15 protein-coding genes are annotated in these 12,848 nt (G+C 59.8%); 5 read left to right on the top strand and 10 right to left on the bottom strand.

Translation table 11 applies throughout. The features are described 5' to 3' along the window. Positions 1 to 62 precede the first annotated feature (62 nt). Both ACR0LF_RS13250 and ACR0LF_RS13245 read right to left on the bottom strand, forming a co-directional pair. Entirely contained in the window at positions 63 to 1,052 is a 990-nt protein-coding gene (locus ACR0LF_RS13250; protein ID WP_480578734.1) for a methylenetetrahydrofolate reductase, read from the bottom strand. Continuing rightward, complete coding sequence (locus ACR0LF_RS13245) at positions 1,049 to 1,630, bottom strand: methylenetetrahydrofolate reductase C-terminal domain-containing protein (RefSeq protein WP_480578732.1); 582 nt, start codon at positions 1,628 to 1,630, stop codon at positions 1,049 to 1,051. Before ACR0LF_RS13245 ends, ACR0LF_RS13250 begins: the two co-directional genes overlap by 4 nt. Positions 1,631 to 1,892: 262 nt before the next feature. Between ACR0LF_RS13245 and ACR0LF_RS13240 the strand changes: the two genes are divergently transcribed. Genes ACR0LF_RS13240 through ACR0LF_RS13230 form a run of 3 tightly spaced genes read left to right on the top strand, consistent with a single transcriptional unit; the run spans position 1,893 to position 4,329 of the window. Then, a complete protein-coding gene (locus ACR0LF_RS13240; RefSeq protein ID WP_480578730.1) occupies positions 1,893 to 2,825 on the top strand; it encodes a bifunctional riboflavin kinase/FAD synthetase in 933 nt (310 codons plus the stop codon). Next, on the top strand, positions 2,822 to 3,295 hold the full coding sequence (locus ACR0LF_RS13235; protein ID WP_480578728.1) for a YcgN family cysteine cluster protein: 474 nt from the start codon (positions 2,822 to 2,824) through the stop codon (positions 3,293 to 3,295). Before ACR0LF_RS13240 ends, ACR0LF_RS13235 begins: the two co-directional genes overlap by 4 nt. After that, positions 3,295 to 4,329, top strand: a complete 1,035-nt coding sequence (locus tag ACR0LF_RS13230; RefSeq protein ID WP_480578726.1) for a threonine aldolase family protein — start codon at positions 3,295 to 3,297, stop codon at positions 4,327 to 4,329. The genes ACR0LF_RS13235 and ACR0LF_RS13230 overlap by 1 nt, the downstream gene beginning before the upstream one ends. On the opposite strand, the gene ACR0LF_RS13225 is transcribed toward ACR0LF_RS13230, so the two are convergent. Both ACR0LF_RS13225 and ACR0LF_RS13220 read right to left on the bottom strand, forming a co-directional pair. Beyond that, positions 4,316 to 5,152 (bottom strand): alpha/beta fold hydrolase, encoded by an 837-nt coding sequence (locus ACR0LF_RS13225; RefSeq protein WP_480578724.1) that lies wholly within the window; start codon positions 5,150 to 5,152, stop codon positions 4,316 to 4,318. The two genes, ACR0LF_RS13230 and ACR0LF_RS13225, sit on opposite strands and share 14 nt — an antisense overlap. Continuing rightward, positions 5,149 to 5,751 (bottom strand): DsbA family protein, encoded by a 603-nt coding sequence (locus ACR0LF_RS13220; protein WP_480578722.1) that lies wholly within the window; start codon positions 5,749 to 5,751, stop codon positions 5,149 to 5,151. The genes ACR0LF_RS13225 and ACR0LF_RS13220 overlap by 4 nt, the downstream gene beginning before the upstream one ends. 108 nt (positions 5,752 to 5,859) lie before the next feature. Here ACR0LF_RS13220 and ACR0LF_RS13215 point away from each other — a divergent pair, with 108 nt between their 5' ends. Together ACR0LF_RS13215 and rpiB are read left to right on the top strand one after the other, a co-directional pair. Next, the gene (locus tag ACR0LF_RS13215; protein WP_480578720.1) at positions 5,860 to 6,879 is read left to right on the top strand and encodes a ribose-phosphate pyrophosphokinase; all 1,020 of its coding nucleotides are present in this window, start codon (positions 5,860 to 5,862) and stop codon (positions 6,877 to 6,879) included. Positions 6,880 to 6,990: 111 nt separating this feature from the next. Beyond that, positions 6,991 to 7,440: a ribose 5-phosphate isomerase B gene (rpiB, locus tag ACR0LF_RS13210; protein ID WP_480578718.1), complete on the top strand. Its 450-nt coding sequence runs from the start codon at positions 6,991 to 6,993 to the stop codon at positions 7,438 to 7,440. A 39-nt stretch (positions 7,441 to 7,479) separates the two neighbouring features. On the opposite strand, the gene ACR0LF_RS13205 is transcribed toward rpiB, so the two are convergent. From ACR0LF_RS13205 to ACR0LF_RS13180, 6 genes are all read right to left on the bottom strand, one after another. Continuing rightward, positions 7,480 to 7,830, bottom strand: coding sequence for an H-type lectin domain-containing protein (locus ACR0LF_RS13205; RefSeq protein WP_480578716.1), 351 nt, complete (start codon positions 7,828 to 7,830; stop codon positions 7,480 to 7,482). A 116-nt stretch (positions 7,831 to 7,946) separates the two neighbouring features. Then, positions 7,947 to 8,357: a F0F1 ATP synthase subunit epsilon gene (locus ACR0LF_RS13200; RefSeq protein WP_480578714.1), complete on the bottom strand. Its 411-nt coding sequence runs from the start codon at positions 8,355 to 8,357 to the stop codon at positions 7,947 to 7,949. A gap of 12 nt (positions 8,358 to 8,369) precedes the next feature. Beyond that, positions 8,370 to 9,794, bottom strand: a complete 1,425-nt coding sequence (gene atpD / locus ACR0LF_RS13195; RefSeq protein ID WP_170374622.1) for a F0F1 ATP synthase subunit beta — start codon at positions 9,792 to 9,794, stop codon at positions 8,370 to 8,372. Between the two features lie 18 nt (positions 9,795 to 9,812). Continuing rightward, complete coding sequence (locus tag ACR0LF_RS13190) at positions 9,813 to 10,691, bottom strand: F0F1 ATP synthase subunit gamma (RefSeq protein WP_480578712.1); 879 nt, start codon at positions 10,689 to 10,691, stop codon at positions 9,813 to 9,815. 12 nt (positions 10,692 to 10,703) lie between these two features. After that, positions 10,704 to 12,242 (bottom strand): F0F1 ATP synthase subunit alpha, encoded by a 1,539-nt coding sequence (gene atpA / locus ACR0LF_RS13185; protein ID WP_480578710.1) that lies wholly within the window; start codon positions 12,240 to 12,242, stop codon positions 10,704 to 10,706. Beyond that, positions 12,243 to 12,803, bottom strand: coding sequence for a F0F1 ATP synthase subunit delta (locus ACR0LF_RS13180; protein WP_480578708.1), 561 nt, complete (start codon positions 12,801 to 12,803; stop codon positions 12,243 to 12,245). It abuts the gene before it with no gap. Positions 12,804 to 12,848 lie beyond the last annotated feature (45 nt).

The following is a 12,848-nucleotide window of genomic DNA, read 5'->3' as shown; positions in this document are numbered from 1 at the left end:
CCACGTAAAAGGCGCCCGGCCGGCGCCTTTTTTTGTTTGGACAGTGATTTTGCCCGTGGCCGTCAGTAAGATCGGGCGCGTTTACGGCCCTTCAATGCGCCGGATTCCAGAATGATCTCGGACACCACATGTTCGCGCCTGTAGGCCATCACGTGAACCCCGGAAACCCCGGCGATATCGCGGATCTGCTGGATCAGTTCGATGCAGATCTTTTTGCCCTCTTCGGCAGGTTTTTCCGCTTTTTCCATCCGCTCGATCACCTGATCGGGGATGTGAATTCCGGGCACATTGCTGCGCATCCAACGCGCCGCGCGTGCCGAGGCGATGGGGCCTACGCCTGCGATAATGAAAACTTTCTTGTCCAGACCGGAATCCCGCACCCGGTTCATGAATTTTTCGAACAGTGGAATGTCGTAGATGTAATTGGTCTGAATATATTCGGCCCCGGCCTCGACCTTTTTGGCCAGACGATCCGGACGCCAGTCGTATGGCGGTATGCAGGGGTTCTCGGCCGCGCCCAAAAAAAGCTGGGGCGGGCGCGTGATCTTGCGGCCCGAAAGGAACTTTCCCTGATCGCGCATCGTACGGATCGTGCGCAGCAAAGTCAGAGAATCGAAGTCGAACACCGGTTTTGCACCCGGTTGATCCCCAACCCCGACACCATCACCGGTCAGGCACAGCACATTGCTGACGCCCAGCGCCGCAGCCCCCAAAACATCGCCCTGAATGGCGATCCGGTTCCGGTCTCTGCACGAGATCTGATAGACGGGCGAATATCCCGCGCGGGTCAGCAGGGCACAGATTCCGATCGAGGACATATGGCAATTCGCGCCCGACGCATCAGTTGCGTTGATCGCATCCGCCACTTCACCCAGCGGCTGCGCGGCCTGAAAAACATCCTCGGGGTCGGCGCTGTCTGGCGGGTTCAACTCGGCCGTCACGGCAAAACGGCCCGAGCGTAACACCCTCTCTAACCGGCTGTGCGACACGTACCCTTCGCGAACCGGAACATAGCCGATCGGCTCGACCTCGTTACGATGAGCATCGTTCATTTCTTCAGTTCCCGGTTGACCGCGTTGGGGGGCTCGGCAGCAAGGGGTGCCGCCGAGGGTTCATTTTCGCGCGCCTCCGGGAAGGCCTCTGCCAAAGTTGCGCGGGCGGCGTCGCGGGCCTCGCGTTCCTGCGTGGCGATCTCGCGGCTGACCCGCAGCCAGGAGGACGATCCTTTCAACGTGTGTTCCACCGGCGGCAGAACCTCTTTTATCTTGTCACCCCCGTGCTTCATACGGCTGGCTCCGTTCCAGGCCAGAGCCCAGACACATTTCATGTCAGGCTTCACCTCGCAGAACTCGCCGGGGCGCACACCGCCACACGGACCGTTGCGCAGCTGTTTCGGGCAGTTCATCGGGCAGGACATGCCGGTCGATGACAACACGCATTGCCCGCACATCTTGCAGTCGAACAACAGGGTTTTGACGCCTTTTTCGACCAGTGCGATGGGGCGTTCGACGCGGTTGTAACCGATCTTTGCAAAGACAGGGTCCATCGCGACCATGCCGCGTTCGACACATTTGTATATCCATTCGAACGTGCGGGCATGACGAATCGCGAACAGTCGCAATCGATACATGGGTCTGCCTCCTGTGCTGGGTTCATTTGAACCTGACCGGGCCGTCATCCGGTTCGCAGTAAGTCCTGAGGGCCGGATGTTCAGTCTACACTCAGGATTTTTTTTGAATCAAGCGGTTGGCTGTGCGCGACGTGATATGCGGTGGAGGGTCTTGCGTGTTTTTGACGCCTCGTGATCGATTTCGGGCTAAATCAGAGGGGCACGGTCGCGGGCTTCAAACTGCGGCTTGAACAAATCGCGGCGCAACGCTACGCAATCGCCTATGCACATCATCCGGGATTTCCAGTTTGTCGAGCCAGAAGATCGCGGCGCCAGCGTGGCGATCGGGAATTTTGACGGCGTCCATGTCGGGCACCAGTCGGTCATCGAACTGGCCTGCAAGGCAGCGCCCGACGCGCCGCTGGGTGTTATGACATTCGAGCCGCATCCACGTGAGTATTTTGCGCCGGAGTCCCCTCCGTTCCGGCTGATGCGGGGGAATGCGCGGGCGCATCGGCTGGAAAAGCTGGGCGTAGAGAAACTGTATGAGCTGCCGTTCAACGCGGGGCTGGCCGGACTTTCCCCGGAAGAGTTTGCGCGCAATGTGATCTGTGACGGGTTGGGCCTGTCGCATATTGTGGTGGGGGCCGATTTCTGTTTTGGCAAAGGCCGCAGCGGAACCGCCGACGATCTGGTTCGGTTCGGGCAGGAAATGGGGTTTGGCGTGACAATTGCACCTTTGATGGAACGGTCCGAGAATGTGGTTTCTTCCACCGCCATCCGAACCGCATTGAGCGAGGGCCGCCCCCGGGACGCCGCGGCGATGCTGGGCCATTGGCACAGAATCGAAGGCGAAGTGGTCGGCGGCGAGCAGCGCGGGCGGGAACTGGGCTTTCCGACCGCGAACATGTCCATCGAAGGGCTGCACCCGCCCAAGTTCGGGGTCTATGCCGTTCTGGTCGACGTGCTGGATGGGCCACATAAGGGCAGTTACCATGGCGCGGCCTCGGTCGGGGTGCGCCCGATGTTCCAGGGCGAAGTGCCAAATATTGAAACCTTCCTGTTCGATTTTTCCGGCGACCTTTACGGCGCGACCCTGTCGGTGGGCCTGATCGATTTCCTGCGCCCGGAACTGACATTTGACGGGCTGGGCGGTCTGATCGCACAGATGGATGCCGATTGCGAAAAAGCCCGAGGCATTCTGGCCGCACTATGAGCGCTGACCCGATTGAACGCACCGGCCTGCCCGCCCGGTTTTGGGAACGTAAACCCCTGCGCAAGATGAACCAGCGCGAGTGGGAGGCGTTGTGCGACGGTTGCGGCAAATGCTGCCTGAACAAGCTGGAAGACGAAGACTCGGGCGAGGTTGCCCTGACCTGCGTTGCCTGCCGCTTGCTGGACGATGAAAGCTGCCGCTGCACGCAATACGACATTCGGCACCAATTCGTGCCTGAATGCATCGTCATGACCCCCGATAACATTGACGAACATGCCTATTGGCTGCCGCAAACCTGCGCCTATCGTCTGTTGTGGGAAGGCAAACCCCTTTACGACTGGCATCCGTTGATATCCGGTACGCCGAACAGCGTGCACGCGGCAGGTGTGTCAATTCAGGGGCGCACGGTGTCCGAGTTCGAAACCCCCATGGAAGAGTGGGAAGACTACATTATCGAGGAGCCAAGCTGATGTATTTCGCCTCTGACAATTCCGGGCCGGTGCACCCGCAGGTGATGGCCAAGCTGGCCGAGGCCAATCAGGGCTATCAGATGGCCTATGGTGCCGACACGTTGATGAACGAGGTGCGCGACCGTATCCGCAGCATCTTTGAGGCACCGGGCGCGGCGGTCTATCTGGTGGCGACGGGGACGGCGGCGAATTCGCTGGCACTTGCGACGCTGTCGAACCCTTGGGAGACGATCTTCTGTTCTCCGGTCGCGCATATCCACGAGGATGAATGCAATGCGCCCGAGTTCTACAGCGGTGCCAAGCTGACTTTGGTGCCCGGCGGCGACAAGATGACCCCCAAGGCTTTGCGCGGATCAATCCTGGGTGAAGAAACCCGCGGGGTGCATGGGCCGCAGCGCGGGCCGGTGTCGATCACTCAGGTCACCGAGCGCGGGTCGGTCTATTCTCTGGAAGAGTTGCAGGCACTGTGTGGCGTGGCCAAGGAATTTGACCTGCCTGTGCATTTGGACGGAGCACGGTTCACCAATGCGCTGGTTGCGTTGAATTGCTCTCCGGCTGACATGACGTGGAAAGCGGGCGTGGATGCTGTCAGCTTTGGCGGCACTAAGAACGGCCTGATGGGCGTTGAGGCGGTGGTGTTCTTTGACGAAAGCAAAGCCTGGGAATTCGAGCTGCGGCGCAAACGCGGGGCGCATCTGTTTTCCAAGCACCGCTATCTGTCCGCGCAGATGGCTGCGTATCTGGAAGACGATCTGTGGCTGCGATTGGCGCGTCAGGCGAACGACAACTGTGCCCGGCTGGCCGATGGTTTGCGCGACAAGGGTGCGGAGTTCCTGCATGAGCCGCAGGCCAATATGATCTTTGCCTCGTTCTCGCGCGCCAAGCACAAGCAACTGCATGAGGCCGGGGCGATCTATCACCTCTGGGGCGCTGAACTGGAAGGCGAGGATGACAACGAGAACCTTGCCTGCCGGCTGGTCTGCGACTGGTCCATCGGCGCGGCTGAAATCGATCAGTTCCTCAACCTGTTGTGATGCCCGTCGCGGGGTTGGCTTTCCAGAACTCCTGAAGCAGCGCGCTGGTTTCGTCGGGGTGCGAAATGGGCAGCATGTGCCCCGCGCCGCGCACCACTTCATGCCACGCGCATGGCAAGCGGCGTTGTAAGCCCTGGCAAATAACCGGTACCGTCGGGTTGGTTTCTGATCCGCTCAGCAACAGGGTTGGCATCGACACGCGTTTGAGCTTCGCGGGGTCAAGAAGCCCGGCCCTGTCAGCGTACAGCACGGGATGCGACGCAGGTACCACATGTATCCCCCGCACCATGCTGGTGCGGGTCCGTTCGGGCAAATCGGGCCATTTCGGGCTGATGCCAGTGCTCCACATCCGGTTGAACAGTCGCGCGGCCAAGGCCGTGTCACCTGCGTTAAAGGCAGCGTCAATCGGTTGGGTCTCTTGTAGGTGCCGATCGAACACCTGGGGCGCATCCTGTTTTGCAACAGCAAGGAAAACAGGCTCGATCAGGGTCAGACTGCGTACGCGTTCCGGGGTCTCAATGGCGAGCCTGAGCGCGACAATCGCCCCAAAGGAATGACCGATCAGGTCCATTGGTTCGGTCAACTGGGCCGCCGCCTGCCCTGTCACCGCGTCGAAGAAATCGCTCTGCCCGTCCCAATCCGGGCTGCGCCCATGCGAAAGCATGTCCGGGGCGACAAGAGACGCGCGGCCCTCCAGCGCCGTGGCCAGACCAGACCACGCCCCGGAATGCGCAATCGTGCAGTGAAGGGCGAGCAGTTTGCGCCCACCCTCTGCCAACCGTCTGACGAAGGCGGATTGCGGTGTGGCAGCCAAAGCAGTCACCCGTTCATCGCCGCCAGATGGCGGTCCAGATCGTCCAGCCTGTCCTGCCCCCAGAACCTCTGACCGTCAGGCGTGATGTAGAACGGCGCGCCGAACACGCCGCGATCCACGGCCTCTTCCAGATTGGCGGCATAGGTTTCCGCCCCGACCAGCAGGCCGCTGTTGGCCAGATCGGGATCAAACCCGGCATTGGCCAGACAGTCGCGGATTACATCGTCCTGTGCCACATCCTTTTCTTCGGCCCAGCAGGCACGCAGAATGGAATGGCTCAGCTTGCCAACATCACCCGAACCATCCTTGATCGCAGCAATGACAGCGTAAGAGGAAGGGGCCATGTTGGTGGGCCAATGCGCGGGCTGCAGATTGAACTCCATCCCCAGATTTTTGGATTGGCGCAACAGTTCCTGAGCGCGGTATTCAATGCGCGAGATGTGGCGATCCTTCGGCGGGGTTCCCCCGGTGCGCGCGAACAGTGCCATAATGTCCAGCGGCTTGTAGTTGATCGTTGCGCCGTGTTTCGCGGCGACCTCCTCCAACCGGGTGCCAGCCAGATAGCTGTAAGGCGAAATTGTCGCAAAATAGTAGTCAATCTGGGTCATGTTCACTTTCTCCGCTGCGTTATCTTTGCGGGACGGTAAGGCCATGCTAAGCGGTGTCAACATCACGAATCTGTCACATTGCCATTGCTGCCCGGGGATAATCAGCCGATGCCAACACTCCACGAACCCAAGCTCATCGCTGGGAACGCCAACCGTCCGCTAGCCGAAGCCATCTCTCGCCGCATGAGCCTGTATCGCGGCGTTGACCAGGGTCTGGTCGATGCGCGGGTCGAACGGTTCAATGACGGCGAGATCTTTGTCGAAGTGTTCGAAAATGTCCGCGGTGAGGATATGTTCATTGTCCAGCCGACCTCGAATCCGGCCAATGACAACCTGATGGAACTTCTGATCATCGCCGACGCGCTGCGCCGGTCTTCGGCCCAGCGGATCACCGCTGTGATCCCCTATTTCGGCTATGCCCGTCAGGACCGCCGCACCAAGGCGCGCACGCCGATCTCTGCAAAACTGGTGGCCAATATGCTGACCGGCGCCGGGATCGAGCGGGTTCTGACCATGGACCTGCACGCAGCCCAGATTCAGGGCTTTTTCGATATCCCGGTAGACAACCTCTATGCCTCGCCGATCTTTGCGCTGGATGTGAAAAACCAGTTCAAGGACAATCTGGATGAGATCATGGTGGTGTCGCCCGACGTGGGCGGCGTGGCCCGTGCGCGCGAGCTGGCCAAACGCATCAACGCCCCGCTTTCGATCGTCGACAAACGCCGCGAAAAAGCGGGCGAAGTGGCCGAGATGACCGTGATCGGTGACGTCAAAGACAAGATCTGCCTGATCGTGGACGATATGTGCGACACCGCCGGAACGCTGTGCAAGGCGGCGCAGGTTCTGCTGGATAACGGCGCGAAAGAGGTTCATTCCTACATCACGCATGGCGTCATGAGCGGCCCTGCGGTTGAGCGCGTCACGAACTCGGTGATGAAGTCGTTGGTTCTGACCGATACGATCCAGCCGACCAAAGAGATTCTGAACGCCAAGAACATCCGCATCGTGCCAACCGCGCCGATCTTTACCCAGGCGATCCTGAACATCTGGAACGGCACCAGCGTGTCGTCGCTGTTCGAAGACAAGACGCTGACGCCGATCTACGAATCCATGTACCAGATGGACTGAGTTTGTCAGGGCGGCCAAACAAGCCGCCCTTTTACGTTTCGAACCACCGATCCGCGCTGATTGCCTCTTAACGGCCTGCGCGTGGATCCGCGAAAGAGGGGAACGACCTCAATGACCGCAAACAAACGCATTGTTCTGTCCAGTGACCACGCCGCGATCGAGCTGCGTCAGGCCGTGGCCAAACACATTGCCCAGCAGGGCTGGGACGTGGTGGATATTGGCCCGACAACGCCTGAGAGCACCCATTACCCCAAGCACGGCAAGGCTGCGGCGCAGGCTGTCGCCTCGGGCGATTGCGGTTTGGGCATCATCCTGTGCGGCACCGGTCAGGGTATCATGATGGCGGCAAACAAAGTGCCGGGCATTCGCTGCGGCGTTTGCTCAGACGCGTTCTCGGCCCGCATGATCCGCCAGCACAACGACGCCAACATGCTGTCCATCGGCGCGCGCGTTGTCGGTGAAGGTCAGGCGCTGGATATCGTGGACGCGTTTCTGGGCGCCGAGTTCGAAGGCGGCCGCCACGCCACGCGGGTGGATATGATCGAAGCGCAGGACAACTAAAGGCTCCGCTTCTTCAGAGCCGGAAGCGTTCAACCCGGATCAGGAAATATTCCAATCATCCGTATGCGCCACCTCTCCTATCGCGGTCCAGCTTGCCCGGATGCGGGCGATCCGCGTGTCGGACCATGTGCGAAACACCGCGTCGAACCCTTCGGTGGTGATGTTTTCGGCCTGCACTTCGGCCCGCAGCGCCGAGGATGTGTCGACATCCCAGAGCGATATTCCGATCTGAACCATTGGAGGGGTGCGAAACGGTTCTTTGAACCGGATGGGGGTGCGACGTTCGCGCGGGCCCTGCCCTGTCCACATCTCTCCGCCTTCGGCAAATTCCGAAAACAGCACATCTTCGCCCTGATCGATTCCAATCGGATGGGTTAGGAACTTTTTCATTTTATCATCATTATTCTTCAATTCCCGCAACTTATCCCGGCTTGCCGGCAAAAGCACGACAAAAAAAAACGGCCCCGCAAATGCGAGGCCGTTCAAATCTTTCGTCGATAAGCCGGTTACAGGCTCATATGCGTTCCAAGGGCTTCCATGTCGGCCAGCAGCTTGGCGGCATCGTCGACGATGGTCTGATCGTCACCGGCCTTGGCGGCCTCGTGCGAGGCGCGAGCCTCGGCGATCAGGTCGTCCAGATGCGACCGGGTCACTTCCGCCACCGGAATGGCCTTTTCGGCCAGAACCGACAGGCCATCGCCGTTGATCTGGGCAAACCCGCCGGTGACCAGGTATTCGCTGGACCCTTCGGGTGCCTCGACCTTCAGGATGCCCGGGCGCAGCGTGGTGATGGTGGGGGCATGATCAGGCATTGCCGTCATGTCCCCGTCCGCGCCGGGAATCTGGACCGCTGTCGCGCTGAGCGAAGCAAGGCTCCGCTCGGGGCTGACGAGGTCGAATTGCATCGTGTTTGCCATCAGGGATACTCCTTAGGCGGCTTCTGCGGCCATCTTCTCCGCTTTGGCGATCACTTCGTCGATGCCGCCAACCATCAGGAAGGCCGCTTCGGGCAGGTGATCGTATTCGCCAGCCACAACGGCCTTGAACGATGCGATGGTCACGTCCAGAGGAACCTGAACGCCCGGCGAACCGGTGAAGACTTCGGCAACGTCGAACGGCTGCGACAGGAAGCGCTCGATCTTACGGGCACGGGCCACGGTCAGTTTGTCTTCTTCCGACAGTTCGTCCATGCCGAGGATGGCGATGATGTCCTGCAGCGACTTGTAGCGCTGGAGGATCTGCTGAACGTCGGTTGCAACGCCGTAGTGCTCTTCACCGACGATGGCCGGGTCCAGCAGACGCGACGACGAGTCGAGCGGGTCAACCGCAGGGTAGATACCCTTTTCCGAGATCGCACGGTTAAGAACGGTGGTCGCATCCAGGTGAGCAAACGATGTTGCCGGCGCGGGGTCGGTAAGGTCGTCCGCAGGCACGTAGATCGCCTGCACGGATGTGATCGAGCCCGACTTGGTCGAGGTGATGCGTTCCTGCAAGGCGCCCATGTCGGTGGCCAGTGTCGGCTGGTAGCCCACGGCTGACGGAATACGACCCAGCAGAGCCGAAACCTCGGAACCCGCCTGCGTAAAGCGGAAGATGTTGTCGACGAAGAACAGAACGTCGGTACCGGACTGGTCGCGGAACTGCTCGGCCAGGGTCAGACCGGTCAGAGCAACACGCGCACGCGCACCCGGAGGTTCGTTCATCTGACCGTAAACCAGCGCAACCTGCGATTCAGACAGGTTGTCAGGCTTAATAACGTTCGATTCGATCATCTCGTGGTACAGGTCGTTGCCTTCACGGGTCCGTTCACCAACACCCGCGAACACCGAGAAGCCCGAGTGCACTTTTGCGATGTTGTTGATCAGTTCCATGATCAGAACGGTTTTACCAACGCCGGCGCCGCCGAACAGACCGATCTTACCGCCTTTGGCGTAGGGGGCCAGCAGGTCAACAACCTTGATGCCGGTCACCAGGATTTCCGACTCGGTCGACTGTTCGTCGAACTCGGGTGCGGGCTGGTGGATCGCGCGGGCTTCGGTTGCTTCAACCGGGCCTTTTTCGTCGATCGGCTCGCCAACAACGTTCAGGATGCGGCCCAGAGTTGCGTTACCAACCGGAACCGAGATCGGTGCGCCGGTGTCGGTTACAACCTCGCCACGGACCAGACCTTCGGTCGCGTCCATCGCGATGGTGCGGACAGTGTTTTCTCCCAGGTGCTGAGCAACTTCCAACACCAGGCGCTTGCCGTTGTTGGTGGTTTCCAGCGCGTTCAGAATTTCAGGCAGCTGATCTTCGAACTGCACGTCAACGACGGCCCCGATGATCTGTGTGACTTTGCCTTTTGCATTCGCCATGTTTCGTCTCCGGTTTTCTTACAGCGCTTCGGCGCCGGAAATAATTTCAATCAGCTCGTTGGTGATCACGGCCTGACGTGAGCGGTTGAACTGGATCGTCAGCTTGTCGATCATCTCACCCGCGTTGCGTGTCGCGTTGTCCATCGCGGACATCCGTGCACCCTGTTCAGACGCTCCGTTTTCGAGCAGAGCCGAGAAGATCGCAGTCGCAACCCCCTTAGGCAGCAGGTCGGCCAGAATGGCTTCTTCGCTGGGCTCGTAGTCGAAAATGGCACCGCTGTCGTCACCCGCTGCTTCGTCCTCGAACGAGGCAGGAATGATCTGCTGTGCCGTCGGGACCTGAGTCACAACGTTGACGAACTTCGAGTAGAAGATCGTTGCAACGTCGAACTCGCCCCCGTCGAAGCGAGACAGGATGTCCTTCGCGATATCTTGCGCGTTGGTGTAACCAATGCGTTTGACTTCGCTCAGGTCAACATGCCCGACGAACAGATCGCCCAAATCGCGCTTGAGCGCGTCGCGGCCTTTCTTGCCAACGGTCAGAACCTTGACCGTCTTGCCCTTGCCGCGCAGCTCTTCCGCCTTTTGACGGGCCAGCTTTGCGATGTTCGAGTTGAAGCCGCCGCAGAGGCCGCGTTCAGCTGTCATGACAACCAGCAGATGGACATCATCACTGCCCGTACCACGGAGCAGCTTGGGGGCGCTGTCGCTGCCCCCGACCGAAGCCGCCAGCCCCGCCATCACGGCATTGAACCGTTCGGCATAGGGGCGCGAGGCTTCGGCAGATTCCTGGGCGCGGCGCAGTTTTGCGGCCGCGACCATCTGCATGGCCTTGGTGATCTTGCGGGTCGATTTGACCGACTCGATCCTGTTTTTAAGGTCCTTCAGACTAGGCATCGGAACCTCCTATCAAGCGAAGGTCGCGGCGTATTCGTCGATCGCTGCCTTGATCTTGTCGGACGCTTCACCTTTGATCTTCGGATCTTCGTCGGTGAGCCACTTCAGCAAGTCCGCGTGTTTGCCACGCAAGTGCGCCAGCAGACCGGCCTCATAGCGGCCAACATCCGATACGTCGATCTTGTCGAGGTAGCCGTTGGTACCCGCGAAGATGACGCAGACGATTTCCGCGTTGGTCAGCGGCGAGTACTGCGGCTGTTTCATCAGCTCGGTCAGACGGGCACCACGGTTCAGCAGCTGCTGGGTCGCGGCGTCGAGGTCTGAACCGAACTGCGCAAACGCAGCCATTTCGCGGTACTGAGCCAGTTCTAGTTTCACCGGACCGGCAACCGATTTCATCGCGTTGGTCTGAGCCGAGGAGCCCACACGCGAAACCGACAGACCGGTGTTCACGGCAGGACGGATGCCCTGATAGAACAGTTCGGTTTCCAGGAAGATCTGACCGTCGGTGATCGAGATCACGTTGGTCGGAATAAACGCCGAAACGTCACCACCCTGAGTTTCGATAACCGGCAGAGCGGTCAGCGAGCCTGCACCGAAATCTTCGTTCAGCTTCGCCGAACGTTCCAGCAGACGGGAGTGGAGGTAGAAAACGTCACCCGGATACGCTTCGCGGCCCGGCGGACGGCGCAGCAGCAGCGACATCTGACGATACGAAACAGCCTGCTTCGACAGGTCATCATAGATGATCAGAGCGTGGCGGCCGTTGTCACGGAAGTACTCGGCCATCGCGGTCGCGGCGTAGGGTGCCAGGAACTGCATCGGCGCCGGGTCGGACGCGGTCGCAGCAACAACGATCGAGTAGTCAATCGCGCCGGACTCTTCCAGTTTCTTCACCAGCTGCGCAACGGTCGAACGCTTTTGGCCAACCGCAACGTAGACGCAGTACAGTTTCTTCGACTCGTCGTCGCCTGCTGCGTCGTTGTAAACTTTCTGGTTCAGGATGGTGTCCAGAGCAACGGCGGTTTTACCGGTCTGACGGTCACCAATGATCAGCTCACGCTGGCCACGGCCGATCGGGATCATCGCGTCAACCGACTTCAGGCCGGTTGCCATCGGTTCGTGAACCGATTTACGCGGAATGATGCCCGGTGCTTTAACGTCTGCAACGCCACGCTTGGTTGCGTTGATCGGACCTTTGCCGTCCAGCGGGTTGCCCAGACCGTCAACAACGCGGCCCAGCAGTTCGTCACCGATCGGAACGTCCACGATCGAGTTGGTGCGCTTGACGGTGTCACCTTCTTTGATGTCACGGTCGGAACCGAAGATAACGACACCGACGTTGTCGCTTTCCAGGTTCAGCGCCATGCCCATGATGCCACCGGGGAATTCGACCATCTCACCCGCTTGCACGTTGTCCAGGCCGTATACACGGGCAATCCCGTCACCGACGCTCAGCACGCGGCCGATCTCGGCCACTTCGGCTTCCTGACCAAAATTCTTGATCTGGTCCTTCAGGATTGCAGAAATCTCTGCGGCTTGGATTCCCATTTATCCGACCTCTTTCATTGCATTCTGTAGGGAGTTGAGCTTCGAACGGATCGAGCTATCGATCATTTTCGAGCCCACTTTAACGACAAGACCGCCGATGAGGCTTTCATCAACGGTCGCATTGATTGTCACGGTCTTGCCCACACGCTCGGACAGCGTTTTGGACAGTTTTTCCATCTGGGTCTTGGTCAGCGCCTTGGCCGACGCGACATCGGCAGTCACTTCGCCGCGCTCATCTGCCAGCATGTCGCGCAGAACCTGCACCAGCTGCGGCACGACGAACAAGCGGCGTTTTTGCGCCATCAGACCCAGCGTGTTGCGCAGGATGGCGTTCAGGCCCATCTTGTCGGCAATCGCAGTGATCGCGCCTTCCTGTTCGGCGCGCGAAACCAGCGGAGATGCGATCAGGTCGCGCAGCTCGGCACTGTCGCCCAGTGCGGCTGCCAGATCGTTGATGCCGGATTCCAGACCTGCAAGGTCATTATTCTCTTTGGCGATCTCGAAGATCGCGGTGGCATAGCGCTCGGCGATGCCTGTGGAAATCGAAGCTGGTTCGGACACGTCCACCCTTCCGATATTTGAGGCCCCGATTTTGAGTAGCGGCCG

The sequence above is a fragment of the Ruegeria sp. E8 genome, assembly GCF_056533985.1.
The sequence above is the reverse complement of the archived record's forward strand: the minus strand, read 5'-3'. Positions and strand labels throughout refer to the sequence as shown.

What these genes read in the sequence shown, in the direction of transcription:
- ACR0LF_RS13250 (WP_480578734.1), bottom strand. Translation starts at nt 1,052, where the DNA reads ATGAACGATGCTCATCGTAACGAGGTCGAGCCGATCGGCTATGTTCCG.
- ACR0LF_RS13245 (WP_480578732.1), bottom strand. Translation starts at nt 1,630, where the DNA reads ATGTATCGATTGCGACTGTTCGCGATTCGTCATGCCCGCACGTTCGAA.
- ACR0LF_RS13240 (WP_480578730.1), top strand. Translation starts at nt 1,893, where the DNA reads ATGCACATCATCCGGGATTTCCAGTTTGTCGAGCCAGAAGATCGCGGC.
- ACR0LF_RS13235 (WP_480578728.1), top strand. Translation starts at nt 2,822, where the DNA reads ATGAGCGCTGACCCGATTGAACGCACCGGCCTGCCCGCCCGGTTTTGG.
- ACR0LF_RS13230 (WP_480578726.1), top strand. Translation starts at nt 3,295, where the DNA reads ATGTATTTCGCCTCTGACAATTCCGGGCCGGTGCACCCGCAGGTGATG.
- ACR0LF_RS13220 (WP_480578722.1), bottom strand. Translation starts at nt 5,751, where the DNA reads ATGACCCAGATTGACTACTATTTTGCGACAATTTCGCCTTACAGCTAT.
- ACR0LF_RS13215 (WP_480578720.1), top strand. Translation starts at nt 5,860, where the DNA reads ATGCCAACACTCCACGAACCCAAGCTCATCGCTGGGAACGCCAACCGT.
- rpiB (WP_480578718.1), top strand. Translation starts at nt 6,991, where the DNA reads ATGACCGCAAACAAACGCATTGTTCTGTCCAGTGACCACGCCGCGATC.
- ACR0LF_RS13205 (WP_480578716.1), bottom strand. Translation starts at nt 7,830, where the DNA reads ATGAAAAAGTTCCTAACCCATCCGATTGGAATCGATCAGGGCGAAGAT.
- ACR0LF_RS13200 (WP_480578714.1), bottom strand. Translation starts at nt 8,357, where the DNA reads ATGGCAAACACGATGCAATTCGACCTCGTCAGCCCCGAGCGGAGCCTT.
- atpD (WP_170374622.1), bottom strand. Translation starts at nt 9,794, where the DNA reads ATGGCGAATGCAAAAGGCAAAGTCACACAGATCATCGGGGCCGTCGTT.
- ACR0LF_RS13190 (WP_480578712.1), bottom strand. Translation starts at nt 10,691, where the DNA reads ATGCCTAGTCTGAAGGACCTTAAAAACAGGATCGAGTCGGTCAAATCG.
- atpA (WP_480578710.1), bottom strand. Translation starts at nt 12,242, where the DNA reads ATGGGAATCCAAGCCGCAGAGATTTCTGCAATCCTGAAGGACCAGATC.